Source organism: Burkholderia puraquae (genome assembly GCF_002099195.1).
Lineage (GTDB): Bacteria > Pseudomonadota > Gammaproteobacteria > Burkholderiales > Burkholderiaceae > Burkholderia > Burkholderia puraquae.
Window position 1 is genome coordinate 101,002 of record NZ_NBYX01000002.1, and the last position, 24,514, is coordinate 125,515.

The 24,514-nt window shown below is 69.0% G+C and carries 20 protein-coding genes; 10 read left to right on the top strand and 10 right to left on the bottom strand.

Annotated features, from left to right (window positions below):
- Window positions 1-87: 87 nt before the first annotated feature.
- Both B7G54_RS04860 and B7G54_RS04865 read right to left on the bottom strand, forming a co-directional pair.
- The gene (locus tag B7G54_RS04860) at window positions 88-1,458 is read right to left on the bottom strand and encodes a flagellar hook-length control protein FliK (RefSeq protein ID WP_085038060.1); all 1,371 of its coding nucleotides are present in this window, start codon (window positions 1,456-1,458) and stop codon (window positions 88-90) included.
- A 92-nt stretch (window positions 1,459-1,550) separates the two neighbouring features.
- A complete protein-coding gene (locus B7G54_RS04865) occupies window positions 1,551-2,249 on the bottom strand; it encodes an MgtC/SapB family protein (RefSeq protein WP_085038061.1) in 699 nt (232 codons plus the stop codon).
- Window positions 2,250-2,363: 114 nt separating this feature from the next.
- Between B7G54_RS04865 and B7G54_RS04870 the strand changes: the two genes are divergently transcribed.
- Window positions 2,364-3,473 (top strand): AGE family epimerase/isomerase, encoded by a 1,110-nt coding sequence (locus tag B7G54_RS04870; protein WP_085038062.1) that lies wholly within the window; start codon window positions 2,364-2,366, stop codon window positions 3,471-3,473.
- Here the strand turns inward: B7G54_RS04870 and B7G54_RS04875 are convergent.
- Window positions 3,446-5,065, bottom strand: coding sequence for a methyl-accepting chemotaxis protein (locus B7G54_RS04875; protein ID WP_085038063.1), 1,620 nt, complete (start codon window positions 5,063-5,065; stop codon window positions 3,446-3,448). The two genes, B7G54_RS04870 and B7G54_RS04875, sit on opposite strands and share 28 nt — an antisense overlap.
- A 270-nt stretch (window positions 5,066-5,335) precedes the next feature.
- Between B7G54_RS04875 and B7G54_RS04880 the strand changes: the two genes are divergently transcribed.
- Window positions 5,336-5,779 (top strand): PaaI family thioesterase, encoded by a 444-nt coding sequence (locus B7G54_RS04880; RefSeq protein WP_011353771.1) that lies wholly within the window; start codon window positions 5,336-5,338, stop codon window positions 5,777-5,779.
- A gap of 58 nt (window positions 5,780-5,837) precedes the next feature.
- On the opposite strand, the gene B7G54_RS04885 is transcribed toward B7G54_RS04880, so the two are convergent.
- Together B7G54_RS04885 and B7G54_RS04890 are read right to left on the bottom strand one after the other, a co-directional pair.
- The gene (locus B7G54_RS04885) at window positions 5,838-6,890 is read right to left on the bottom strand and encodes a CaiB/BaiF CoA transferase family protein (protein WP_085038064.1); all 1,053 of its coding nucleotides are present in this window, start codon (window positions 6,888-6,890) and stop codon (window positions 5,838-5,840) included.
- Between the two features lie 87 nt (window positions 6,891-6,977).
- Window positions 6,978-7,745, bottom strand: a complete 768-nt coding sequence (locus tag B7G54_RS04890) for an IclR family transcriptional regulator (protein WP_085038065.1) — start codon at window positions 7,743-7,745, stop codon at window positions 6,978-6,980.
- Between the two features lie 134 nt (window positions 7,746-7,879).
- Between B7G54_RS04890 and B7G54_RS04895 the strand changes: the two genes are divergently transcribed.
- From B7G54_RS04895 to B7G54_RS04925, 7 genes are all read left to right on the top strand, one after another.
- Window positions 7,880-8,662 carry a crotonase/enoyl-CoA hydratase family protein gene (locus tag B7G54_RS04895; RefSeq protein ID WP_085038066.1) on the top strand — a complete coding sequence of 261 codons (783 nt, stop codon included), beginning with the start codon at window positions 7,880-7,882 and terminating at the stop codon, window positions 8,660-8,662.
- A 60-nt stretch (window positions 8,663-8,722) separates the two neighbouring features.
- Window positions 8,723-9,943 (top strand): CaiB/BaiF CoA transferase family protein, encoded by a 1,221-nt coding sequence (locus B7G54_RS04900; protein ID WP_085038067.1) that lies wholly within the window; start codon window positions 8,723-8,725, stop codon window positions 9,941-9,943.
- Window positions 9,940-10,740, top strand: coding sequence for an enoyl-CoA hydratase/isomerase family protein (locus tag B7G54_RS04905; RefSeq protein WP_085038068.1), 801 nt, complete (start codon window positions 9,940-9,942; stop codon window positions 10,738-10,740). The genes B7G54_RS04900 and B7G54_RS04905 overlap by 4 nt, the downstream gene beginning before the upstream one ends.
- 84 nt (window positions 10,741-10,824) lie before the next feature.
- Window positions 10,825-11,877 (top strand): porin, encoded by a 1,053-nt coding sequence (locus tag B7G54_RS04910; protein WP_085038393.1) that lies wholly within the window; start codon window positions 10,825-10,827, stop codon window positions 11,875-11,877.
- A gap of 10 nt (window positions 11,878-11,887) precedes the next feature.
- Window positions 11,888-13,210, top strand: coding sequence for an MFS transporter (locus B7G54_RS04915; RefSeq protein ID WP_085038069.1), 1,323 nt, complete (start codon window positions 11,888-11,890; stop codon window positions 13,208-13,210).
- Window positions 13,211-13,248: 38 nt separating this feature from the next.
- On the top strand, window positions 13,249-14,403 hold the full coding sequence (locus tag B7G54_RS04920) for an acyl-CoA dehydrogenase family protein (RefSeq protein ID WP_085038070.1): 1,155 nt from the start codon (window positions 13,249-13,251) through the stop codon (window positions 14,401-14,403).
- Between the two features lie 33 nt (window positions 14,404-14,436).
- Window positions 14,437-15,375, top strand: coding sequence for an alpha/beta hydrolase (locus tag B7G54_RS04925; protein ID WP_085038071.1), 939 nt, complete (start codon window positions 14,437-14,439; stop codon window positions 15,373-15,375).
- A gap of 58 nt (window positions 15,376-15,433) precedes the next feature.
- On the opposite strand, the gene prpF is transcribed toward B7G54_RS04925, so the two are convergent.
- The 4 genes from prpF to prpB form a co-directional block, all read right to left on the bottom strand.
- Complete coding sequence (gene prpF, locus B7G54_RS04930; RefSeq protein WP_085038072.1) at window positions 15,434-16,624, bottom strand: 2-methylaconitate cis-trans isomerase PrpF; 1,191 nt, start codon at window positions 16,622-16,624, stop codon at window positions 15,434-15,436.
- Between the two features lie 26 nt (window positions 16,625-16,650).
- Window positions 16,651-19,245, bottom strand: coding sequence for a Fe/S-dependent 2-methylisocitrate dehydratase AcnD (acnD, locus tag B7G54_RS04935; protein WP_085038073.1), 2,595 nt, complete (start codon window positions 19,243-19,245; stop codon window positions 16,651-16,653).
- 82 nt (window positions 19,246-19,327) lie between these two features.
- Complete coding sequence (gene prpC, locus B7G54_RS04940; RefSeq protein ID WP_043181158.1) at window positions 19,328-20,500, bottom strand: bifunctional 2-methylcitrate synthase/citrate synthase; 1,173 nt, start codon at window positions 20,498-20,500, stop codon at window positions 19,328-19,330.
- Between the two features lie 106 nt (window positions 20,501-20,606).
- Window positions 20,607-21,500, bottom strand: coding sequence for a methylisocitrate lyase (gene prpB, locus B7G54_RS04945; protein WP_085038074.1), 894 nt, complete (start codon window positions 21,498-21,500; stop codon window positions 20,607-20,609).
- 170 nt (window positions 21,501-21,670) lie between these two features.
- On the opposite strand from prpB, the gene prpR reads away from it, so the two are divergent.
- Window positions 21,671-23,653, top strand: a complete 1,983-nt coding sequence (gene prpR, locus B7G54_RS04950; RefSeq protein WP_085038075.1) for a propionate catabolism operon regulatory protein PrpR — start codon at window positions 21,671-21,673, stop codon at window positions 23,651-23,653.
- A 48-nt stretch (window positions 23,654-23,701) separates the two neighbouring features.
- On the opposite strand, the gene B7G54_RS04955 is transcribed toward prpR, so the two are convergent.
- Window positions 23,702-24,346 (bottom strand): CGNR zinc finger domain-containing protein, encoded by a 645-nt coding sequence (locus B7G54_RS04955; RefSeq protein WP_085038076.1) that lies wholly within the window; start codon window positions 24,344-24,346, stop codon window positions 23,702-23,704.
- Window positions 24,347-24,514: the final 168 nt, after the last annotated feature.

Genomic DNA, 24,514 nt, shown 5'->3' on the forward strand with positions numbered 1-24,514 from the left:
CAGTTTGCCGCATGCGCACGACGGGCGATCGCCGATGCAGAACGGCGATCCTTGCTCCGTCGGGCTTCCAGGATAGGGTCGAAGCAATTAACGCGTGCGGCGAGCACGCTTCGCGACGGCCGCCTCGCGATTCGCGTTGCGCTGAAGCCGGTCGACTTGCGACAGAAGCGCTTCGTGATGCTCCTCGAGCGTCATCAGCGTTGCCTGCTGCGTCGACAGATCGGCCGCGAGGCGATCGATCCGCTGCTGCTTCGTGGCCACGTCCTGCTTCAGGTGCGCGATCTGGCGCGTCTGCAGCACCAGCGCGACGAGCCCGGCCAGCACGACGACGGCCAACGCCAGCAGCAGGCGGTTGACGCGGCGCATCTCGCGATCGGCCGTGCGCGTCAGGCCGTCAACGTCGGCCTGCAGTGCGGCAAGCCGGTCGGTCAGCGGGCGCAGGTGCGTATCCGGATCGAAGGCCGGCGCGGCCGGTGGCGCGCGCTCCGCCGACGGCTTCGTGACAAAGGAGGCAGCGGAAGCCACCGGCTGTGTGATGGGGGATACGGTGGCGTCGGCCTGCGGCGCGGCGTCACGGGTGTTCGCGGTGATTGCCGGCTTGGCCAACTGCGCCGACGTCTGCGGCTCGACCGTCGACACCGCGTCCGGCGCCGGGCTCGACGCGGCCGCTTCCGGCGCCGTGTCGCCGCTCGTCCCGACCGCTGCGGCTTGCGCCGCTGCCGCATCGCTTGCACCGGCAGCCGCCCGGCGTTTGCCGCCCGACGACGACCGACGCTCCTTCGCGGTGTCACCGGAAGATCGCCCTTCACGGGATTTGGCGGCGGCGGCGACAACAACAGCCTTCTCGACCTCAACACCAACCGCTTGCGATTCGGTCGCCATCGCCGCAGGACCATCGGCCGCTTGCAGCGTGGTCGCCACCATCGCGACGCCGTCGACCGCAGGCACATCGGCGGCCTTCAGTGCGACGCCATCGGCCAGAGGAACATCGACTGCCGTGATTGCCACACCGCCAGAAGCCGGCACGACGTCGGCGTTTGCGACATCCGCACCTTCAGGCGACGAAACGCCATGCGCCACCGCCACGACTTCCGGCGTCACCGCACCTTCTTCTGCTTCCACATTTCCAGCCGCGGCCACATCTTCCGGCACGCTAAACCCGTCCAGCGCGGCCTGCCGCCCGGAGGCCACATCGTCCGCGACACCGGCCGCCGCTTCGGTTTCCGCAACCGCTTCCTCGCGCACTGCAACCGGCACGCGCTCACCCGGCTCGAGCACCGGATCGCCGAACAGGTCGAGCGTCCGTTCGTCCCGCGACGCCTCGGCCGGCGCACTGCCGGATCGCGCCGTCGCCCTCGCGGCGGTACTGCCCGCGGCAGCAGCCGAGCGCGGGCGCGAACGGGCCGACGAACGATTGGAACGGGAACGGGAGCGAGGCGTGGAAACGGATTCGGTCATGGAAATCAGATGGCGGGCCCCGCGGGCGCGGAACCGGATGTCGAACGGAATCGGTGGTCGGCCATTGTCGCATGCCCCGTTGCCGATTCAGCCTATTCGTCGCCCGACAGCCCGTTGCCCTCTTCGAAACGCGTGACGCCCTTCAGCGCGCGCAACTTGTCGCAGATCGCCCGGTATTCGATTTCCGACACCCGCGCGAGCGCGATGCGCACTTCGTCGTGCTCGCCCGTGTCGTCGGCGCGCTGCACGATGAACTGCTTCACGCGCGCGCTGTCGGGGCCGAGCGCCGCGTGCAGCGAATCGAACGTCAGCGCGCCGCTCACGACCGTCAGCGCGAGCTGGCGCCGCTGGCGCACCGTGAAGTAGCGCCGCTCCAGCGGCTTGATGCCGGCCAGGATGATCAGGATGATGATCGTCGCCGAAATCGACGCGACGTAGAGCCCGCCGCCCACCGCAAGGCCGATCGCGGCGACCGACCACAGGCTCGCGGCCGTCGTCAGCCCGCGCACGATCTCGCCACGCAGCAGGATCGAGCCCGCACCGAGGAAGCCGATGCCCGATACAACCTGCGCGGCGATCCGCGACGGATCGAGCACGATGTGCTCGCTGCTGCCGAGCACGTCGGCGAACCCGAACGCCGACACGATCATGATCAGCGTCGAACCGACACAGACGAGCATGTGCGTGCGCAGGCCGGCCGCCCACGACAGGCGCTCGCGCTCGAAGCCGATGACGCTGCCGAGCGCCGCCGCGAGAACGAGCCGCATCACGAGTTCCAGGTTGCTCAGCATGCGATTTATCTCCTTTTTTGGTGCCGGCCGTGCGGAATGTTTTATCCTTGGCCCCGGCCGCGCCGATCCTCCGGGCCGCGCCGACACGTTTCGAACCCAGCGCTCAACCCCGTCATGTCCGTTTCCGACTCCGCTTCCGCCCAGGCCGCCCAGCTGCGCCACCATTTCGCGCACGTCGTCTTGCCGATCTGGCGAGGTTCAGGGTTCGACCAGACATTACAGCTGCCGTTCGAAGCCGTCGATCCGGCCACCCACGCGCCGCTGCCCGTGACCCGTTATCGCGCAATGGCCTGCGCGCGGCAACTGTTCGTGTTCGCACAGGCCGGCGACACCGCGCATGCGGCCACGCTGTTCGATGCGCTGGGCCGGCGCTTTCGCGACCCGCGCCACGGTGGCTGGAACTACAGCGTCGACGCGCAGGGCACGCCGCTCGACACGACCAAGGATCTCTACACGCACGCATTCATCGTGTTCGCGTGTGCCGCGTGGTATGCGGCGTCGGGCGACGCCGCCGCGCGCAAGGCGGCCGAAGAGACCGCGGCGCTGATTCAGGACCGTTTCGCGCCGCGCCCCGGCGACGCGCTGCTCGACGCGGCGCGCCACGCCGACTTCTCGTCATCCGGCAGCGGGGCGCTGCAGAATCCGCTGATGCACCTGACCGAAGCCTGGCTTGCGGCGGCCGATGCATTCGGCGACGCGGCGTTCGACGACGCGCTCGCGCGCACCGCGCAAGCCGTCGAGCGCACGTTCGTCGACGCGGCGACCGGCTGCGTGGCCGAGCTGCCGCTCGGCGCGGCAGACAACCGTTTCGAGCCCGGCCATCAGTTCGAGTGGTTCTATCTGGTCGATGCGGCCGGCGCGCGGCTCGCGCAAACCGGGCTCCCCGGCGCGCTGGCGCGCGCGTTCGCGTTCGCGGAGCGATACGGCGTCGATCCGCGGACAGGCGGCGTATGCGCTTCGCTCGACGCGCAAGGCGCGTGTATCGACGGCACGCAGCGGATCTGGGCGCAGACCGAATACCTGCGCGCGCTCGCGACGCATGGCGGCACGCCGGCCTCCGCGCCGCTCGCGCGGCAGAGCGAACGCTTCGCCGCGCGCTTCCTGCATCCGCGCGGCTGGTTCGAGTGCAAGACGGCGGACGGGCAGGTGTCGCGCGCCGACATGCCGTCGACGACGCCCTACCACCTCGCGACCGCCTACGCGGCGCTGCCGGCCGGTTCGTAACCCGTCCCGGCGAACGACGGCGCCGCGCGTTCGCCGCGTGCGGCGCGGCCATCGCCCAGTTCGAACACCGACACTGCCTGCATCAGGTGCGCGGTCTGGTCGTTCAGCGACGCGGCCGCCGCCGCGACCTCCTCCACCAGCGCCGCATTCTGCTGCGTGAGCTGATCCATCTGCGTGACGGCCTGGTTCACCTGCTCGATCCCGACGCTCTGTTCGACCGACGCCGCCGTGATCTCGGACATCGTCTGCACGACGCGCGTGATCGACGCCGACACCGTGCGCATCGCGTCGCCGGCACGCTCGACGAGCGCCGCGCCGCCGTTGATCTGCGCGACCGAATCCTCGATCAGCGCCTTGATCTCCTTCGCCGATTGCGCGCTGCGCTGCGCGAGCGAGCGCACTTCGCCCGCGACGACCGCGAAGCCGCGCCCCTGTTCGCCTGCGCGTGCTGCTTCCACGGCCGCGTTCAGCGCAAGGATGTTGGTCTGGAACGCGATGCCGTCGATCACCGAGATGATCTCCGCGATCCGCCCCGAGCTCTGCGCGATGCCGCGCATCCGGTCGATCACGCTGTCGACCACGCCGCCGCCGTGGCTCGTCGCTTCGAGCGCCGCGTCGGCCAGCGCGCTCGCCGCGCGTGCGCTGTCGGTGTTCTGCCGGACGGTTGCCGTCAGTTCCTCCATGCTTGCGGCCGTTTCCTCCAGCGACGCGGCCTGGGTGCCGGTGCGCGCCGACAGGTCGGCGTTGCCGCCCGCGATCTCGCCCGCCCCGAGGTGGATCGCGTCGGACGCGTGGCGCACCGTGCGCACGGTGCCCGCGATGCTCGTCTGCATCGTGGCGAGGCCGCGCAGCATCCGGTCGATCTCGAACACGCCGCCCGCCCGCACGACTTCATCGAGCCGGCCCTGCGCGATCCGCTCGAAATGGCGGCCGGCTTCTTCCAGCGGCGCGACGACCGCGCGCCGCGCGGCCGCGTAGATCGCCGCGCTTGCCGCGAGCATCGCCACCAGCAGCACGATGCCGACCGACTTGAACCAGAGCATGCCGCCGTCGATCGTGTCGAGCGCCGTGCGGCTCGATGCGCCGCCATAGTCGGTGAAGCGGCGCAGCTCGGCGAGATAGGCGTCCTGGATGCTTTGCGTCGGCTGGTCGAGGAATGCCTGGATGTTGTCGGCGTCGAGGAACTGCACGAGTTCGCCCAGCGCGCCGCGCAGCGCGCGATAGCGCTCGGCGAGCGCCGCGACGCGTGCGCGGTTGGTATCGTCGACCGGCTGCGCGGCCGTCAGCGCGGCGAACGCCTTGTCCGCCTCCGCAAGCGACGCGCCGGCATGGCGGATGATGTCTTCCGGCTTCGGGCCGCCGCGCACCATCCGCGTGCCGGCGCGCGACAGGTTAATGCGCGCGTCGAGCAGTTGCTGGGTCGCCTGGCTGGCCGCGTCGACCTGCGTGATCGCGATGTTCGACAGATCGTCGACGCCGCTGCGCGTCGACTTGAGCGCCCAGAAGCCGAGCGCCTCGATCGCAAACAGGAAGAGGCAGAACACGGTCAACACGCCGAGCAGACCCGACGCGAGCTTGATTTTTCCGAACATGGGGGGAATTCCTGGAAAGCGGACGATGAGGCAATGCCCCGGCATTAGCGGCATTTCTTCGTCGGACTTTAGGAACAGACGGCGGCAAAGTTCGCGTTGCCCGCGCATTCCAGCCGAATTGCCCGCAAACGGGGAAATCTACGGCATTCGACGCAATAATCGCGTCGCATCGCACCGGAATTTGCAGGAAACGCGGACGAATTTCCTTGCTTATCCGCAGCCCCCTTCCTAGAGTTCAGCGCAAGCGGGCACTCATTTCGAGGAAAGTCGATGACCGACATCACGGACCACGCGCGCGGCGCATTGCGTGCGCAACCGTTCAGCATGCTGCTGGGCACGGAGCTGATGCATATCGGCGACAACGAAGTGTCGCTGTGCCTGCCCGTGCGCGAAGAACTGCGGCAGCAGCACGGTTTCGTGCATGGCGGCGTCATCAGCTACCTCGCGGACAACGCGCTGACGTTCGCCGGCGCGCTCGTGCTCGGCCCGCGCGTGATCACCGCCGAATACAAGATCAACTACCTGCGGCCGGCCGTGAACGGCACGCTCGTCGCCCGCGCGAAGCTCGTCTATGCGGGCCGGCACCAGGCCACCTGCCAGTGTCATGTGTTCGTCATCGACGGCGATCACGAGCGGCTCGTTGCGATCGCGCAGGGCACGATCAACCGCGTCGGCGACGGCAAGATGCCGGATGCGCCGGAGGAAACGGCGTGAGAACGGCCTGAGCGGCCGGAACACAATATCGCGGCCTAGCGGCGCCTGAGTCGCGCCGCTAGGCCGCGTCATCCCCCGCCAGCGGCAAAAACCGCGGCGCCACCCTCGCCCGCACGTTCCCGTTCTCGTCAGTTCGATAGATCCCGCGCGCCGCGTTGTGCGGATGCGAGACCGCATCGGCCACGCTCAGCACCGGCGCGAAACACGCGTCGGTACCTTCGAGCAACGCGCGCCAGTGCGCGGACGGCCGCTGTGCGAACACATCGGCGAAACGCGCCCTCAGCGCGGGCCAGCGCTCCCGGTCGTACTGCGATGCCGGATCGACGCCGGTCAGCCCGAGCCGTTCGACCAGCAGCGCATAGAACGGCGGCTCGAGCGCGCCGATCGTCACGCATTCGCCATCCGCGCAGCGATACACGTCGTAGAACGGCGCATCGTGGAAGAGGCTCGGCTGCGCGCCGTCGAGCTGCCCGTTCGCGCGCGCCCACAGCGCGAGCGAGCCGAGCATCGACACGATGTCGACGATCGCGCCGTCGACCACGCGCCCCGGCCCGCCGCCGCGCACGTCGAACAGCGCGCAGACGATCCCGAACGCGAGGCCGAGCGCGCCGCCCGCATCGCCGACGACGGTCGGCGGCAACCCCGGCCGGCCATCGCGCGGCGCGGACAGCGACAGCAGCCCCGTCAACGCGACGTAGTTCAGGTCGTGTCCGGCCGCGGCCGCGAGCGGGCCGTGCTGGCCCCAGCCGGTCATCCGCCCGTACACGAGCGTCGGATTGCGGCGCGCGCAATCGTCGGGCCCGAGGCCGAGCCGCTCCATCACGCCGGGCCGCAGCCCCTCGATCAGCGCATCGGCCTGCGCGATCAGGTCGAGCGCGGCGTCGCGGCCGGCCGGCGACTTCAGGTCGAGCTCGACGATCGTCTTGCCTTCGCGCAGCAGGTCGCCGTCGCGGGCCTGCAACGCATCCGGCGCGCTCGTGCGGCCGGACGGGCGCGCGATCAGCGTGATCCGCGCGCCCATCCCGGCGAGCATCCAGCCCGCGAGCGGGCCGGGGCCGAGCCCTTCGAATTCGACGATGTGGATGCCGGAAAGCGGCGTGTTCAATGGCATGGCGACCTCGCTGAAATGCAGCCTGGACAGGCGCAACGAAACGTTCCGATTCTATGCGAATGCCTGCATGCGCCATGCCGCGGCCGGCTAGCCTGCCGCGGCATCCGGCCCCTGCCCGGCCAGCGCCTCCCGCATCGCCCGCACGATCGCGTCGCGCTGCGCGTCGATCCGCTCGACCGGCCCGGCCACGCCCATGGCCAGCGGCAGGCCGTTCCAGCCGTCCGCGATCACCATCGAGATCATCGCGGCGCCCTGCGTGACCGTGTGCGCCGAATAGGAATAGCCCGACCGGCGCGTCTGTTCGACCTTGTCGAGCACGACATCCTCGTCGATCGTCCGGCCCGACTTGCCGAGCCGGCGAATGCTGCGCGACACGAGCCGACGGATCGCGCTATCCGGCTGGAGGCTCAGCAGCGCCCAGCCGAGGCTCGACATGCAGATCTCGCGACGCGTGCCGATCGGCGCATAGAACTGGATCGGAATCGTATGCGCGCCCTCGACCGCATCGATGTACTGCACGTACAGGTCGCTCTGCACCGCGATCACGACTGCCTCGCGCGTGCGGACCGCCAGCCGCTTGGCGACGGCATGCCAGTGCCGCCGGCTGCCTGCCGTCGAATCGACGAGCGCTTCGCCGAGATTGACGAGGCGTGCAGTGGGCGCATACGTATGGGTGGCGTCGTCGTAGGCGAGATAGCCGAGCGCCTTCATGCTGGTCAGCAGCGCCGCCGCGCTCGAGCCCGGATAGCCGCAGCGCGTGGTGATCTCCCGCACGCTCAGCGGCCGCTGCAACGCGCTGAACAGCTCCAGCACCTCGAACACGCGCGCCGCGCTCTTGACCACGTTTCCGCTCATCCCGCCGTCTCCTCACGCCACCGGGCGAGCCTTCCACATATGTGGAACGGAATTTCCCGCCGCCAACCGTCGTGACGATACTAGGCTTCGGCCCGCGGCGTGAAGTCCCGCGGGACAGAACACTCGGAGACACCATGACAGCCTTTCTGATCCGTGAACGGCAGGGACCGATCCTGACCGTCACGATGAACCGCCCGGAAACACGCAATGCCATTTCGGACACCGATGCGATCGACGCACTGACCGAATGCTGCGACCACGCGAATCGCGACGAATCGATCCGCGTGCTGGTCCTGACCGGTGCCGGCACGACGTTCTCGTCGGGCGGCAACGTAAAGGCGATGCGCGCGTTCATGGAATCGGGCCCGCACGACCTCGCGGCGATCCGGACGAGCTACCGCCATGGCATCCAGCGGCTGGCGCACGCATTCCAGCATCTCGAAGTGCCGGCCATCGCGGCGATCAACGGCCCGGCCATCGGCGCCGGCACCGATCTCGCGTGCATGTGCGACATCCGCATTGCCGCCGAGCGCGCCCGCTTCGCCGAGAGCTTCATCGCCCTCGGCCTCGTGCCCGGCGACGGCGGCGCGTGGTTCCTGCCGCAGATCGTCGGCGCCGCCGTCGCCGCGGAAATGTCGTTCACGGGCGACGCGCTGGACGCACAGGCCGCGCTGCGCTGCGGGCTCGTGTCGCGCGTCGTTCCCGATGGCGACCTCCTGGCACACGCGCATGAACTGGCCGGCCGTATCGCCCGGCATTCGGGCACCGCGTTGCGCCTGACCAAACGGCTGCTGCGCGAAAGCCGCCACGCGAGCCTCGACACGCTGCTCGACCTGTCGGCGTCGTACCAGGCGTTCGCGCACGCCACTCCCGAACATCGCGCGGCGGTGAACGCGCTGTTTGCCGCGCGCGGCTGATCTCGCGACGCATCGCATGCCGGCATGCCGGCCGGATCCCACATCGAAGGAAACATCGTCATGACAAGCAGTCACGAAGGCGCACTCGCAGGCGTGCGCGTGGTCGACCTGAGCCGCGTCTACGCAGGGCCGTTCTGCGCGCAGACGCTCGCCGACCACGGCGCGGACGTCATCAAGATCGAACCGCCGCAGGGCGACGAAACGCGCGACTGGGGGCCCGCGATGCCGAGCGGCATCTCCAGCTACTACTGGGGGCTCAACCGCAACAAGCGCAATCTCGCGCTCGACCTGTCGCATCCGGACGGGCGCGACGTGCTGTTCCGTCTGCTCGACACGGCCGACGTGCTGATCGACAACTTCAAGCAGGGCACGCTCGAACGCTGGGGCATCGGCTACGACGACTGCCTGCGCGAGCGCTTCCCGCGCCTCGTCCACTGCTCGATCTCCGGATACGGCACCGACGGCCCGCTTGCGCGGTTTCCGGGCTACGACGCCGTCGCACAGGGCCTCGCCGGCTTCCTGTCGATCAACGGCGAGCCGGGCGGCATGCCGCTGAAGGTGCCGTTCCCGGTCGTCGATTACGCGGCGGGCCTGAGCGCCGTGTCGAGCGTCCTGCTCGCGCTGGTCGAACGGACGCGCTCCGGCCTCGGGCAGCACGTCGACATCGACCTGTTCAGCACCGCGCTGTCGATGCTGCATCCGATCAGCACGACCTGGATGGCGACCGGTGACGTTCCGGTCGCGACCGGCAACGTGTATGGCGCGATCGCGCCGTACGGCGTCTATCCGTGCAAGGACAAGCCGATCTCGACCGGCGCCGGCAACAACCGCACGTTCGCGCGGCTCGTCGAAACGCTCGGCGTGCCCGAGCTGGCGCGCGATCCGCGGTTCGCGACCAACGCGAAGCGCGTCGCGCATCGCGATGCGCTCGATACGCTGCTCGGCCAGCTGACCGCCGAACTGCATGCCGACGACATCGTCGAGCGGCTGCTGAACGCCGGCGTCGCGACGGGCCCGGTAAACACCGTCGCCGATGCGTTCGGCCACCCGCAAGCCGCGCGCAACGCGATGTTCGTCCAGACCGACACGTACACCGGCGCGGGCGTCCCCGCCAAACTCTCCCGCACGCCCGGATCGATCCGCCGGCCGCCGCAGCCGTTCGCCGCCGACACCGACGCCGTGCTCGACGCGCTCGGCATCGACGCGGCGCGCCGGGACGCGCTACGGCAAGCGGGGGTACTCCACGACACGCGTGCGGACGCCACCGGGAGCGCGTCATGACCTCATCCGGCTCGTTCTCTTCCCTGACGGGCAACGACGCCCCGTCGATCCTGCGCAACGACGACGCCGGCATCGCGTGGCTGACGATCCATCGTCCGCACGTCGCCAATGCACTGTCCGCCGAAGCGATCCGGCGGCTGTGCGACGAACTCGTCACGCTCGACGACAACCCGTCGATCCGCGTCATCGTGATCCGCGGCGCGGGCGAGCGCGCGTACAGCGCGGGCATCGATCTCGGCGATCCCGAGATGCGCGGGATGCAGCCGATGCGCGGGCTCGCACGCAACGTGCACGAGCTGATCCTCGAGCTGCGCAAGCCGACCATCGCGGCCGTCAACGGCTACGCCATCGGCGCCGGCTGTGAAATCGCGCTCGCCTGCGACCTGCGGATCGCCGCCGATCACGCGTACTTCGCACTGCCCGAAGCGCGCGTCGGCATGGGCGCGAACTTCGCGAGCGTGCTGCTGCCGCGCATGCTGCCGCGTGCGATCGCGATGGAGCTGCTGTTCACGGGCCGCCGCTTCGACGCGGCCGAAGCGCAGCGCGCCGGGTTGCTGAACCGCGTCGTCCCCGGCGCCGCACTCGACGACACCGTGCGCGAACTGGCGCAGACGATCGCCGTGAACGCGCCGCTCACGATCCGCCGCATCAAGGAAACCGCGACACGCAGCCAGGGGCTGCCGGTGGCTGCCGCGCTGCGGCTGGACGTCGGCCCCGACGTCTATGCGAGCGAAGACCGGATCGAGGGTGCCCGCGCGTTCCTCGAGAAACGCAAGCCGGTGTTCAAGGGGCGCTGAGCCCGACGCAGCACGGCGACAAAGCGCGCGCAACCGCTCCCAGAACGCGGGCGTGCGAAAAAAAACATGGACGGAGACACCTTCATGCAACGGAAAGCATTCCTGGTCGGCGCGAGCGTGCTATGCGCCACATCGGCGCACGCGTCGTCGGTCACGCTGTACGGGATCGTCGACAGCTACGTCGAATTCGATCGTATCGGCAGCCTGTCGAGCGTGCGGCAGAGCGGCGGCGGATCGTCGACGAGCCGGTTCGGGCTGACGGGCGTCGAGGCGCTCGGCGGCGGCACGTCGACGAAGTTCGTGCTGGAGAGCGGCTTCTCGCCGGCCGACGGATCGTTCCAGGGCGGCACGCTGTTCTACCGGCAGGCCTATGTGTCGCTGCAGAACACGCGCTACGGCGACCTGCGGCTCGGCCGGCAATACACGCCCTCGTTCTACGTCGCCTATGACGGCGATCCGTTCGGGCTCAACGAACGGCTGTCGCCGCTCGCGCTGCTCGCGACGTCGACGGACACGATCACCAGCAACACGACGCCGCCGATTCCGCGCTTCAACCAGGCGGTGTCGTACCTGAGCCCCGACTGGAACGGCCTGCGCGTGATGGCGACGTACGGCTTCCCGACGCCGAACGCGCTGTCCACGCAGGCCGGACGCAACTATGGCGCCGGGCTCCAGTACCGGATCGGCGGGCTCTACGTCGGCGCCGGCTTCCAGGGCGACACGTCGGCCGGCAACCTGTCGCCCGTCGTCTCCCCGTCGACGACCCGCCACTACGTGTTCGCGGCCAACTACGCGTTCGCGCACGTCAAGCTGTACGCCGCGTTTCTGTACGGCGTCAGCACGGCGCCGAACCTGCCCGCGTTCTCGACCGCGAGTGCCGGCGCGTCGATCGGCGTCGGCGCGCTCGATCGCGTGCTCGTGTCGGTCGTGCGCCGCGACGTGAAAGGCTCGGCGAACGACGCGACCGCGCTCGGCATCGGGTACGACCACCCGCTGTCGAAGCGGACATCGCTCTACGCACGCTACCTCTACATGAAGAACGGCGGCGACGCCCGCAACACCGTCGTCGTCGGCCTGCAGCCGCAACCGGGCGGCACCGAGCAGGTGTTCGCGCTCGGCATCGTTCACCGCTTCTGACGGAGTGCCCATGACCCCGACCCTTTCGACCCACCCGGCCGCCGTCGACGCTGGCGCGACGCCGGCGCTCTACCGCCGGATCTCGCGCCGGCTGCTGCCGTTCCTGATCCTCTGCTACACGCTGTCGTTCATCGACCGGATCAACATCGGCTTCGCGCACGCGCAGATGGCGGCCGAACTGCACTTCTCCGACGCCGTCTACGGGCTCGGCGCGGGCATCTTCTTCATCGGCTACATGGCGTTCGAGATTCCGAGCAACGCGCTGCTTGCACGGATCGGCGCGCGCAGGACGATTGCTCGAATCATGATGCTGTGGGGGCTCGGCTCGGCCGCGACGATGTTCGTCACGACGCCCGCGCAGTTCTACGCGTGCCGCTTCCTGCTGGGCGTGTTCGAGGCCGGCTTCTTCCCCGGCATCCTGTTCTATCTCGGCGCGTGGTATCCGCCGAAGCAACGCGCGAAGGCGTTCGCGCTCTTCATGACGGCCCTGTACCTCGCGGGGATGATCGCCGGCCCCGTGTCGGGCGCCATCCTCTCGTACTTCGACGGCGCCGCCGGCCTGAGCGGCTGGCAATGGCTGTTCCTCGTGGAAGGGCTGCCGAGCAGCGTGCTCGGCCTCGTCGCGCTGCGGTTTCTCGACGATCGGCCGGACGACGCACGCTGGCTGTCGGACGCCGACAAGCACGCGCTGCGCGCCGCGCACACGCAGGCCGAAGCCGGCACGCCGGAGGCGAACGCGGCGCGGCCGCTGCTCGCGCACCGCGATTTCTGGCTGCTGTGCGCGGCCAATTTCGCGATCGCGGCCGCCGGCTATGCGCTGGTGTTCTGGATGCCCGTGATCCTGCATCGCGGCGGCCTGCATGGCGCGATGCAGATCGGGCTGCTGTCCGCGCTGCCCTACCTGTGCGGCATCGTCGGCATGCTCGGGATGGGCTGGCGCACCGAACGGCGGCGCGAATGGCGCGGGCATGGTGCGTTCGCGATGATCGCGTGCGCGGCGGCGCTCGCCGGGCTGGCGAACGCCGCCGGCACGGCACACATGATGATCGCCCTGTGCGTCGCGGTCGCCACGCATGCCGCGGCGCTACCGGCGTTCTGGGTGCTGCCGGGGCTCGCGCTGCCGAAGCGTTCGATGGCAGTCGCGATCGCGGCGATCACGATGTCCGGCGCGATCGGCGGGTTCGCGAGCCCGTTCCTGATGGGCGTGCTCAACACGGCCACCGGGTCGATGCGCGGCGGACTTTATTTCAACGCCGCGCTGCTCGCGGCCGGCGCAATCGCATTGCTCGGCACGCTGCGCGCCCGCGCGGCGTCAAGTACGAACGCCGGCTGACGGCTTCGACCTCCCCTTTCTCACTCTCATCGACGCTCATGAATTTCGAACTCGAACTCGACCACAAGATGATCCGGGACCTCGTCGCACGCTTCGTGAAGGACGAACTGATTCCGCTCGAAGCGGCCGTGATGGCGCGCGAGGCCGGCGGCCAGCGCTTCGGGCTGCTCGCCGACGAGCGCGCACACCTCGACGAGCGCTCCCGGCAGCTCGGCCTGTGGGGGCTCGACGCGCCGCTCGACGCAGGCGGCGCCGACCTGCCGGCCGTCGCAATGGTCGGCGTGAACGAAGCGATCGGCACGACCGTGACCCCGTACATCCTGCCGCCCGACTCGCCGAACCTGCGGATGCTGTGCGAAGTGGCCGACGATGCGCAGCGCGCACGCTATCTCGACCTGTACGCACGCGGCGTCACGCGAGCCGCGATGGCGATCTCCGAGCCGGGCGCCGGCTCGGATCCGGGCGCGTTGTCCACGACGGCCGTGCGTGACGGCGACAGCTGGGTGCTGAACGGCCGGAAGATCTGGATCAGCCACGCGCCCGAAGCCGACTGGACGATCGTGATGGCGCTCACCGACCGGAGCAAGGGCAAGCGCGGCGGCATGTCGGCATTCATCGTCGACCGCGACACGCCGGGCTTCATCATCGAACGCCGGATCCCGATGATCGGCGGGCTGTCCACGTATGAAATCGTGCTGGAGAACTGCCGCATTCCCGCCGCGCAACTGCTGGGCCGGGAAGGCGCCGGGTTCGCGCCGATGCAGGCGCGGCTCGCGAACCGGCGGCTGGAGATGGCCGCCTGGTGCATCGGCCGCGCCGAGCGCGCGGTCGCGCTGCTGTGCGACCATGCGAAACAGCGCACGACCTTCGGCGTGCCGCTCGCGGAACGCCAGGCTGTCCAGTGGTGGGTCGCCGACGCGCTCACGCAGATCCACGCGTGCCGCCTCATGACCTACGAAGCGGCCGCGCGCGTGGATGCCGGGCAGGACGCGCGCACGCAGATTTCGATGGTCAAGGTGTTCGCGACCGAAATGGCATGGAGCGTCATCGATCATGCGATGCAGACGCTCGGCGCGATGGGCATGACGAAGGAAATGCCGTTGCAGCAGATGGCCAGCGAAGCGCGGCTGATGCGCATCTTCGAGGGCCCGACCGAGGTACACCGTTGGGTCGTCGCGCGCAGCGTGCTGTGATCGCGCAGCCCACCGTCACGATGGAGCCATGCGTTGGATACCCTGCATCTCGTCGATCCTGAAATCCGCCCGCTGCTCGCGGCCTGGCCGACCGTCACGCTCAGCGCCGACAATCTCGCGCAGTCGCGCGAACGCGTGCTGCCGCTGCCACCGCCGGACCTCGCCGGCAGCACGCTCGAGTGCCGCGCGGTGCCAGGCCCCGCCGGCGCGCCGGACGTCCCGGTTCTCGTCTACCGGCCCGAGGCCGGCGCACGCCCGCTCCCGGCGATCGTCCACATGCACGGCGGCGGCTACGTGCGCGGCGCGGCGAAGGATCTCGAGGCAGTGCACCGGTCACTCGTGACGCAGCTCGGCTGCGCACTGATCTCGATCGACTACCGCCTCGCGCCGGAAACCGTGTTTCCCGGCGCGATCGAGGACTGCTACGCGGCGCTCGCGTGGGTCTTCCGCCAGGCCGATGCACTCGGCATCGACGCGGCGCGGATCGGCGTGGCAGGCGAAAGCGCGGGCGGCGGGCTCGCCGCCGCGCTGGCGCTGCTGGCACGCGACCGCGGCGAATACCCGCTCGCGTTCCAGCACCTGATCTATCCGATGCTCGACGATCGCACCTGCACGCGCACGCCGCATCCGCATGCCGGCGAGTTCGTCTGGCATGCGGCCAACAACCGGTTCGGCTGGCACGCGCTGCTCGGTCACGCACCGGGCCTCGACGGCGTGTCGCCGTACGCCGCCGCCGCACGCGCCACGCGGCTCGACGGCCTGCCGCCCGCGTTCCTGTCGGTCGGCTCGCTCGACCTGTTCCTCGACGAAAATCTCGACTACGCGCAGCGCCTGCTTCGCGCGGGCGTGCCCACCGAACTGCACGTGCTCCCGGGTGGCGTGCACGGTTTCGACATCGTGCCCGGCGCGCGCGTGGCCGAAGCGGCACGCCGCCTCAGCCACGACGCGCTGCGCCGGTTCCTGCACGGATGACGAAAACGACGCGGGCGGCCGAAGCCGCCCGCATCTGCACCGCACCAACCGGCAACGCTCAGAACGCGTCGCCCGGCACGCGCACCCAGCCTTCCATCAGCACACGTGCGCTGCGGCTCATGATCGCCTTGGTGACGGTCCACTCGCCGTTCTCGCGCTGCGCTTCCGCACCGACGCGCAGCGTGCCCGACGGATGCCCGAAGCGCACCGCGTTGCGTTCGCCGCCGCCCGCCGCCAGGTTGACGAGCGTGCCGGGGATAGCCGCGGCCGTGCCGATCGCGACTGCCGCCGTGCCCATCATCGCGTGATGCAGCTTGCCCATCGACATCGCGCGCACCAGCAGGTCGACGTCGCCCGCATTCACGCGCTTGCCGCTCGATGCGACGTAATCGGCCGGCTTCGCGACGAATGCGATCTTCGGTGTGTGCTGCCGCGTCGCGATTTCATCGAGCGTGTCGATCAGGCCCATGCGCAGCGCGCCGTGCGCACGAATCGTCTCGAACTTCTCGAGCGCCTTCGCATCGCCGTTGATCGCGTCCTGCAGCTCGGTGCCCGTATAGCCGATCGCTTCCGCTTCGACGAAGATCGTCGGGATCCCCGCGTTGATCATCGTCGCCTTCAGCGTGCCGACGCCCGGCACCGTCAGATCGTCGACGAGGTTGCCGGTCGGGAACATCGACCCGCCCGCGCCTTCTTCCTCGGCGGCCGGATCCATGAATTCGAGCTGCACTTCGGCAGCCGGGAACGTGACGCCGTCCAGCTCGAAGTCGCCCGTCTCCTGCACCGCGCCGTTCGTCACCGGCACATGCGCGACGATCGTCTTGCCGATGTTCGCCTGCCAGATCCGCACGGTCGCGATGCCGTCGCGCGGCACGCGCGCCGGATCGACAAGCCCGCCGCTGATCGCGAACGGGCCGACGGCCGCCGACAGGTTGCCGCAGTTGCCGGTCCAGTCGACGAACGCCTTGTCGATCGAGACCTGCCCGAACAGGTAGTCGACGTCGTGGCCGGGCCGCGTGCTCTTCGACACGATCACCGTCTTGCTGGTGGACGACGTCGCGCCGCCCATCCCGTCGATCTGCTTGCCGTATGGATCGGGGCTGCCGATCACGCGCAGCAGCAGCGCGTCGCGCGCGGCGCCCGGCGCCTGCGCGGCGTCCGGCAGGTCCTGCAGCCGGAAGAACACGCCCTTGCTGGTGCCGCCGCGGATATAGGTCGCCGGAATCCTGATTTGAGGAATGTGAGCCATGTTTGCGTTATCCCTGTGTGACCCGGTCAGGCCGCCTGCGACGATTCGAGGAAGTCCTGCGCGAAGCGCTGCAGCACGCCGCCCGCCTCGTAGATCGACACTTCCTCGGCCGTATCGAGCCGGCACGTCATCGGCACCTCGACGCGCTCGCCGCTCTTGCGGTGAATCACGAGCGTCAGGTCGGCGCGCGGCGTGCGCTCGCCGATCACGTCGAAGGTCTCGGTGCCGTCGATGCCGAGCGTCGTCCGGTTCGTGCCCGGCTTGAACTCGAGCGGCAGCACGCCCATCCCGATCAGGTTCGTGCGGTGGATCCGCTCGAACCCTTCGGCGGCGATCGCCTCGACGCCCGCGAGCCGCACGCCCTTCGCGGCCCAGTCGCGCGACGAGCCCTGGCCGTAGTCGGCGCCGGCCACGACGATCAGCGGCTGCTTGCGATTCATGTACGTCTCGATCGCTTCCCACATCCGCATGACCTTGCCTTCCGGCTCGACGCGCGCGAGCGAGCCCTTCTTCACCGCGCCGTCGACGACCGCCATCTCGTTGATCAGCGTCGGGTTCGCGAAGGTCGCGCGCTGCGCGGTCAGGTGGTCTCCCCGGTGCGTCGCGTACGAGTTGAAGTCTTCTTCCGGCAGGCCCATCTTCGCGAGGTATTCGCCGGCCGCGCTGTCCAGCAGGATCGCATTCGACGGCGACAGGTGGTCGGTCGTGATGTTGTCGCCGAGCACCGCGAGCGGGCGCATCCCCTGCAGCGTGCGCTCGCCGGCCAGCGCGCCTTCCCAGTACGGCGGGCGACGGATATACGTGCTCTGCGCGCGCCAGTCGTACAGCGGCGCCGCACGCTCGCCCGTATCGGCCGTACGCGCGAACATCGGTTCGTAGACCTTGCGGAACTGCTCGGGCTTCACGCTCGACGCGACGATCGCATCGATCTCCTCGTCGGTCGGCCAGATGTCCTTCAGCGTGACGGGCTTGCCGTCCTGGTCGTGGCCGAGCACGTCCTTCTCGATGTCGAAGCGGATCGTGCCGGCGATCGCATACGCGACGACGAGCGGCGGCGATGCGAGGAACGCCTGCTTTGCATACGGGTGGATGCGGCCGTCGAAGTTGCGGTTGCCGGACAGCACGGCCGTCGCGTACAGGTCGCGATCGACGATCTCCTGCTGGATCTTCGGGTCGAGCGCGCCCGACATCCCGTTGCAGGTCGTGCACGCGAACGCGACGATGCCGAAGCCGAGCTTCTCGAGTTCGGGCAGCAGCTTCGCTTCTTCCAGGTACAGCTCGACCGCCTTCGAGCCCGGCGCGAGCGAGCTCTTCACCCACGGCTTGCGCGTGAGGCCCTTCGCGTTCGCGTTGCGCGCGAGCAGCGCCGCGGCAATCACGTTGCGCGGGTTGCTGGTGTTCGTGCAGCTCGTGATCGCGGCGATGATCACCGCGCCGTCGGGCATCTCGCCCGCCTTCTCTTCCCACTGGCCGGCGATCCCGCGTGCGGCGAGATCGGACGTCGGCAGCCGCTTGTGCGGGTTCGACGGGCCGGCCATGTTGCGCACGACGCTCGACAGGTCGAACGTCAGCGTGCGCTCGTACTGCGCGTTGGCGAGCGTATCGGCCCACAGGCCCGCCGCCTTCGCGTAGGTCTCGACGAGCTTCACCTGCTCGTCGCTGCGGCCCGTGAGGCGCAGGTAGTCGGTCGTCTGGCCGTCGATGAAGAACATCGCGGCCGTCGCGCCGTATTCGGGCGCCATGTTCGAGATCGTCGCGCGATCGCCGAGCGTGAGGCTCGCCGCGCCTTCGCCCCGGAATTCCAGATACGCGCCGACCACCTTTTCCTTGCGCAGGAATTCGGTCAGTGCGAGCACGACATCGGTCGCGGTGATGCCGGGCTGGCGCTTGCCGGTCAGCTCGACGCCGACGATGTCGGGCAGGCGCATCCACGACGCGCGGCCGAGCATCACGTTCTCGGCTTCGAGGCCGCCGACGCCGATCGCGATCACGCCGAGCGCGTCGACGTGCGGCGTGTGGCTGTCGGTGCCGACGCAGGTGTCCGGATATGCGACGCCGTCCTGCGCCTGGATCACCGGCGACATCTTCTCGAGGTTGATCTGGTGCATGATGCCGTTGCCCGGCGGGATCACGTCGACGTTCTCGAACGCCTTCTTCGTCCACTCGATGAAGTGGAAACGATCCTCGTTGCGGCGATCCTCGATCGCGCGGTTCTTCGCGAACGCGTCCGGATCGAAGCCGCCGCACTCGACGGCGAGCGAGTGATCGACGATCAGCTGCACGGGCACGACCGGGTTCACCTTGGCCGGGTCGCCGCCGCCGTCGGCGATCGCGTCGCGCAGGCCGGCGAGATCGACGAGCGCGGTCTGCCCGAGGATGTCGTGGCACACCACGCGCGCCGGGAACCACGGGAAGTCGCGGTCGCGCTTGCGCTCGATGATCTGCTTCAGCGAATCGGCCAGGATCGCCGGGGCGCAGCGGCGCACGAGGTTTTCGGCGAGCACGCGCGACGTGTACGGCAGCGTGTCGTAGGCGCCGGGCGCGATCGCTTCGACCGCGGCGCGCGCGTCGAAATAGTCCAGCGACGTGCCGGGCAGGGGTTTGCGGTTGGCGGTATTCATGATGTGGGGCGGAATTCGGGGTAAGACGTTGCGCGCGCGGCGGCGGCCCGGATCACGGGTGGCCGCCGCGCGCGGCGGACGATCAGCGCTTCTCGATCGGCACGAACTGCAGGTCTTCCGGACCGGTGTAGTTCGCGCTCGGGCGGATGATCTTGTTGTCGATGCGCTGCTCGATGATGTGCGCGCTCCAGCCCGACGTGCGCGAGATCACGAACAGCGGCGTGAACATCGCGGTCGGCACGCCCATCATGTGATACGACACCGCGCTGAACCAGTCGAGGTTCGGGAACATCTTCTTCGCTTCCCACATCACCGATTCGAGGCGCTCGGCGATGTTGTACAGCTTCAGGTCGCCCGCTTCCTTCGACAGCTTGTGCGCGACGCCCTTGATCACCTTGTTGCGCGGATCGGAGATCGTGTAGACCGGGTGGCCGAAGCCGATCACGACTTCCTTGTTCTCGACGCGGCGGCGGATGTCGGCTTCGGCGTCGTCCGGCGAGCTGTAGCGGCTCTGGATTTCATACGCGACTTCGTTCGCGCCGCCATGCTTCGGGCCGCGCAGCGCGCCGATCGCGCCGGTGATCGCCGAGTAGATGTCCGAGCCCGTGCCCGCGATCACGCGGCCGGTGAAGGTCGACGCGTTGAATTCGTGCTCCGCGTACAGGATCAGCGACGTGTGCATCGCCTCGACCCACGACTTCGACGGCGTCTTGCCGTGCAGCAGGTGCAGGAAGTGGCCGCCGATCGAATCGTCGTCGGTTTCCGTCTCGATGCGCTTGCCGTTGTGCGAGAAGTGATACCAGTACAGCAGCATCGAGCCGAGCGATGCCATCAGGCGGTCGGCGATGTCGCGCGCGCCCGGCAGGTTGTGGTCGTCCTTCTCCGGCAGCACGGTGCCGAGCACCGACACGCCGGTGCGCATCACGTCCATCGGGTGCGCGGACGCCGGGATCTGCTCGAGCGCCGCCTTCAGTGCGCTCGGCAGGCCGCGCAGCGCGCGCAGCTTGGTCTTGTACGCGGCCAGTTCGGTCAGGTTCGGCAGCGTGCCGTGCACGAGCAGGTGCGCGATTTCCTCGAATTCGCACGACTCGGCGACGTCGAGAATGTCGTAGCCGCGATAGTGCAGGTCGTTGCCGGTCTTGCCGACCGTGCACAGCGCCGTGTTGCCGGCCGTCACGCCCGACAGCGCCACCGACTTCTTCGGCTTGAATGCGCCTGCGGCGGCCGGTGCTGCTGCGTCTTTCGTCTCGCTCATGTTTCTGCTCTCCAATGTGTATCTGTGTCGGCCGGACTTGGCGCTTTAGCGCTTAGTCCGGCCCCATGCAAAGCGTTCCGGAATCGAATCCCGGCGCGCGGGCGCGTTACTTCTTGCCCTGCGCGAACAGCTCGTCGAGCTTGCGCTCGTATTCGTGATAACCGAGGTAGTCGTACAGCTCGGCGCGCGTCTGCATCGTCGGCACGGCCGCCTTCTGCGTGCCGTCGCGGCGCAGCGTCTCGTAGAAGTTCAGCGCCGCCTTGTTCATCGCGCGATATGCGCCGCAGCAGTACAGCGCGATGTCGACGTTCGCCTCGCGCAGCTCGTCGAGCGTGAACAGCGGCGTCGAGCCGAACTCGGTCAGGTTCGCGAGAATCGGCACCTTCACGGCTGCCTTGAAGCGGCGGTAGTCGTCGAGCGACTTCATCGCTTCCGGGAAGATCATGTCCGCGCCGGCTTCGACATAGGCCACCGCGCGCTCGATCGCCGAGTCGATCCCTTCGGCGGCAGCGGCGTCGGTGCGCGCCATGATCACGAACTGGTCGTCGGTACGCGCATCGACCGCGGCCTTGACGCGATCGACCATTTCCTCGATCGGCACGACTTCCTTGCCCGGACGATGGCCGCAGCGCTTCTGGCCGACCTGGTCTTCCAGGTGCACGGCCGCAACGCCGGCCTTGATGAACGAACGGACCGTGCGCGCGATGTTGAACGCGCCGCCCCAGCCGGTATCGATGTCGACCAGCAGCGGCAGGTCGGTCGCATTGGTGATCCGGTTCGCGTCGATCAGCACGTCTTCCATCGTGCTGATGCCGAGGTCGGGGATCCCGAGCGAGTTCGCGGCGACGCCGCCACCCGACAGGTACACGGCCTTGAAGCCGACGGCCTGCGCCATCTTGGCTGCGTATGCGGTGATCGCGCCGACCACCTGCAGCGGCTGCTCCGCCGCGACTGCCGCGCGGAATTTCGCGCCGGCGCTCTGAAGATGCGTATTGCTCATGAACGGCCTCCTGAAGGAACGACCATTAACAGCAAGGACCGGGCCAGCTCGCGGAATGTCGCTAACCCACTGATTCTTAAACAACCGGCACGGGCGAGGCAGCACCCGGCGATTTCAATTCGGCAATTTCATGTTTCAAAAATGAAATCGCGCGCGCATAATCGACCGTCATGGATCTCTCCTCGACCAAGCCCGTCGGCCCGGACGATCGCGCGGCGCGCCCGCGCATCTGGGCGATGGGTATTAGCCGTCTGCGCGATCTCTTTCGCGAGATCGCCGGCGAATTCGACGAACGCGCCGACGTGCGCATCGTGACGCGCGCCTATGAGGATGCGCTCAGCGCGATCGCCGAGGCCGGCACGGCGCGGCCTGACGTGATCGTCGCGGCCGGCTCGAACGGCGGCTTCCTGAAAACGCGTGCGCAGGTGCCCGTGGTGGTCGTGTCGCCGACCGGTTTCGACGTGATGCAGGCGCTCGCGCGCGCGCGGCGCGACGCATCGCGGATCGCGCTCGTCAGCGCCGGGGAAACGCCGCCTGAAGTGCGCCGCTTCGTCGCCGCGTACGGCCTCGACGTGCAGTTTGCGTCATATCAGTCCGCGCAGGAAGCGGAAGCCTGCGTACACGACCTGCGCGACCGCGGCATCGAGACGATCGTCGGCCCCGGCCTCGTCACCGATCTCGCAGCCAGCGCCGGCATGGGCGCGGTGTTCCTGTATTCGCACGCATCGGTACGCAAGGCCGTCGATACGGCGCTCGAAGTCGCGTATGCGACGCATGCCGAGGCATTCCGCCGCCAGCGGCTCGACAACCTGCTCCAGCACCTGCGCGACGGCGTGGTCGCGCTCGATGCGCGTGGTCGCGTGGAGGCGATCAACGAGCGGCTCGCGTCGGCGCTCGGGGTCGAACCCGCCGCGGCCGTCGGCCGCGCGCTCGTCGACCTGCGGCCCGAGCTGCGCACGCTGCGCGGCGAGGACGGCGACGCGCTCGCGACCGTGCGCGGCGTGCGCTACGTCGTGCATCGCGGGCCGCTCGTCGATCGCGGCGTCACGTCGGGCAGCGTGCTGACGTTCCAGGAATCGCGCGCGGTCGAGCGGCTCGACCGCGCCCTGCGGTCGCAGCCCACCACGCAGCAGTTCGCAGCGCGTTATGCGCTCGACGACGTGGTCGGCGCATCCGCCCCGATGGCCCGCGTGCGCGATCTCGTACGCCGCTATGCGAAATCCGACGCGACCGTGCTCGTGCTCGGCGAAAGCGGCACCGGCAAGGAAATGATCGCGCAGAGCCTGCACGCGCTGTCCGCGCGGCGCAACTACCCGTTCGTCGCGGTCAACTGCGGCGCGTTTCCGGAAGCGCTGCTCGAAAGCGAGCTGTTCGGCTATGAGGAAGGCGCGTTCACCGGCGCGCGGCGCGGCGGCAAGACCGGCCTGTTCGAAGCCGCGCACCGCGGCACGCTGTTTCTCGACGAGATCGGCGAGATGCCGCCGTCGCTACAGAGCCGGCTGCTGCGCGTGCTGCAGGAGCGCGAGGTGATCCGCCTCGGCTCGACCGAGCCGATCCGCATCGACGTGCGCGTGATCGCCGCGACGCACCGTCCGCTGCTCGCGGCCGTCGAGGCCGGCACGTTCCGCGCGGATCTCTATTACCGGCTCAACATCCTGAACGTCGGCCTGCCGCCGCTGCGCGAGCGTGCAGCCGACATCCCCGCGCTCGCGGCCACGCTGCTCGTGCAGGCCGCACGACGCGAACCGCGCCTCGCCGAACGCCTGCGCGACGCCGCCGATGCCGCGCGCGTGCTCGGCGCGACGCAAGCCGCACTCGCGCGCTACCGGTGGCCCGGCAACGTGCGCGAGCTGCAGAACGTGATCGAGCGGATCGCGGTGGAGCTGGCCGAGGAAGCCGATGAAAACGATCCGGCCGCCGCATGCGGTACGCTCGCCCCCGACGCACTGCAGGCGATCGCGCCCGAGCTGTTCGCGGCGCCGCCCGACGCGGCCGATAGCGACGATGCGCAGACACTACATGCGCGCCGCCGGCGCGCGGAAGCCGACGAGATCCGCGCGGTACTCGACGCGTGCGGCGGCGACCGCGACCGCGCATGCGCGATGCTCGGCATCAGCAAGACGACGCTGTGGCGGAAGTTGTCGGTGAAGTAGGCGGGCCCGGATTCGACGCGCCTGCGTGCTCGTGCCTGAAGAGATACGTCAGTCGGCCTTGTGATAGTGGCGGTACGCCTTCGCGCGATTGCCGCACGACGACATCGAACACCAGCGGCGGCTGCCGTTCTTGCTGTCGTCGATGAACAGCCACCGGCACGCGTCGTTCGCGCAACGCTTGACCTTCGCGAGCCGCGCACCGCCGAGCAGGTCGATCGCCGACCACAATACAGGGCTCAGCAGCCCCGCGAGCGTGGCGCCTGACGCGTCGATCCGCCACGCATAGCCGCCGTCGATACGCGCCAGCGCGACGCGCGGTGACGCTTCCGCCAGAAAACCGCTGAGCAGCGCGAGATCGTCGGCCTGCGGCTCGCATCGCTCCGCCTGCGCGTGAAAGAGCCGATACAGCGCCTCGCGCAACGCGAGCGCGCGCGCCAGCATTGCCGGTTCCCCCTCTTCTTCACCGTGCACACGGCACGCTTGCGCGAGGCCGGCCGGCACGCCTGCGTGCTCGCGGCACCATGCCAGCAGGTCGTCCATCGTCCCGAAGGTTTCCGTCGGCAGGTCGCTGCCGCGCCAGTACAGCGTGTTCATGAAATCGATGCCCAGCGTTTCGGGCGGCGCCGGAATCAGGCAGTCCAGCATGACGGAAGGTTGCGTTTTGCTCACGACGCCATCGTATCTAACCATCATGCCGGTTGACAAGCATCCGGGCGCTTTCTAACATAACCAGCATAGTAGTTATAAAAAGGTTTGCTGCACTGACACCCGCCTCAGTTCAAGGAGCCACAGATGATCGATCGTCTTTCGTACGTCGTTATCCACAAGGACCGCAGCCGCGCGTTCTACGACCGCACACTC

Excerpts from the sequence above, each read along its gene's own strand:
- B7G54_RS04860 (WP_085038060.1), bottom strand. The coding sequence starts at position 1,458 with ATGACCGAATCCGTTTCCACGCCTCGCTCCCGTTCCCGTTCCAATCGT.
- B7G54_RS04865 (WP_085038061.1), bottom strand. The coding sequence starts at position 2,249 with ATGCTGAGCAACCTGGAACTCGTGATGCGGCTCGTTCTCGCGGCGGCG.
- B7G54_RS04870 (WP_085038062.1), top strand. The coding sequence starts at position 2,364 with ATGTCCGTTTCCGACTCCGCTTCCGCCCAGGCCGCCCAGCTGCGCCAC.
- B7G54_RS04875 (WP_085038063.1), bottom strand. The coding sequence starts at position 5,065 with ATGTTCGGAAAAATCAAGCTCGCGTCGGGTCTGCTCGGCGTGTTGACC.
- B7G54_RS04880 (WP_011353771.1), top strand. The coding sequence starts at position 5,336 with ATGACCGACATCACGGACCACGCGCGCGGCGCATTGCGTGCGCAACCG.
- B7G54_RS04885 (WP_085038064.1), bottom strand. The coding sequence starts at position 6,890 with ATGCCATTGAACACGCCGCTTTCCGGCATCCACATCGTCGAATTCGAA.
- B7G54_RS04890 (WP_085038065.1), bottom strand. The coding sequence starts at position 7,745 with ATGAGCGGAAACGTGGTCAAGAGCGCGGCGCGCGTGTTCGAGGTGCTG.
- B7G54_RS04895 (WP_085038066.1), top strand. The coding sequence starts at position 7,880 with ATGACAGCCTTTCTGATCCGTGAACGGCAGGGACCGATCCTGACCGTC.
- B7G54_RS04900 (WP_085038067.1), top strand. The coding sequence starts at position 8,723 with ATGACAAGCAGTCACGAAGGCGCACTCGCAGGCGTGCGCGTGGTCGAC.
- B7G54_RS04905 (WP_085038068.1), top strand. The coding sequence starts at position 9,940 with ATGACCTCATCCGGCTCGTTCTCTTCCCTGACGGGCAACGACGCCCCG.
- B7G54_RS04910 (WP_085038393.1), top strand. The coding sequence starts at position 10,825 with ATGCAACGGAAAGCATTCCTGGTCGGCGCGAGCGTGCTATGCGCCACA.
- B7G54_RS04915 (WP_085038069.1), top strand. The coding sequence starts at position 11,888 with ATGACCCCGACCCTTTCGACCCACCCGGCCGCCGTCGACGCTGGCGCG.
- B7G54_RS04920 (WP_085038070.1), top strand. The coding sequence starts at position 13,249 with ATGAATTTCGAACTCGAACTCGACCACAAGATGATCCGGGACCTCGTC.
- prpF (WP_085038072.1), bottom strand. The coding sequence starts at position 16,624 with ATGGCTCACATTCCTCAAATCAGGATTCCGGCGACCTATATCCGCGGC.
- acnD (WP_085038073.1), bottom strand. The coding sequence starts at position 19,245 with ATGAATACCGCCAACCGCAAACCCCTGCCCGGCACGTCGCTGGACTAT.
- prpC (WP_043181158.1), bottom strand. The coding sequence starts at position 20,500 with ATGAGCGAGACGAAAGACGCAGCAGCACCGGCCGCCGCAGGCGCATTC.
- prpB (WP_085038074.1), bottom strand. The coding sequence starts at position 21,500 with ATGAGCAATACGCATCTTCAGAGCGCCGGCGCGAAATTCCGCGCGGCA.
- prpR (WP_085038075.1), top strand. The coding sequence starts at position 21,671 with ATGGATCTCTCCTCGACCAAGCCCGTCGGCCCGGACGATCGCGCGGCG.
- B7G54_RS04955 (WP_085038076.1), bottom strand. The coding sequence starts at position 24,346 with ATGATGGTTAGATACGATGGCGTCGTGAGCAAAACGCAACCTTCCGTC.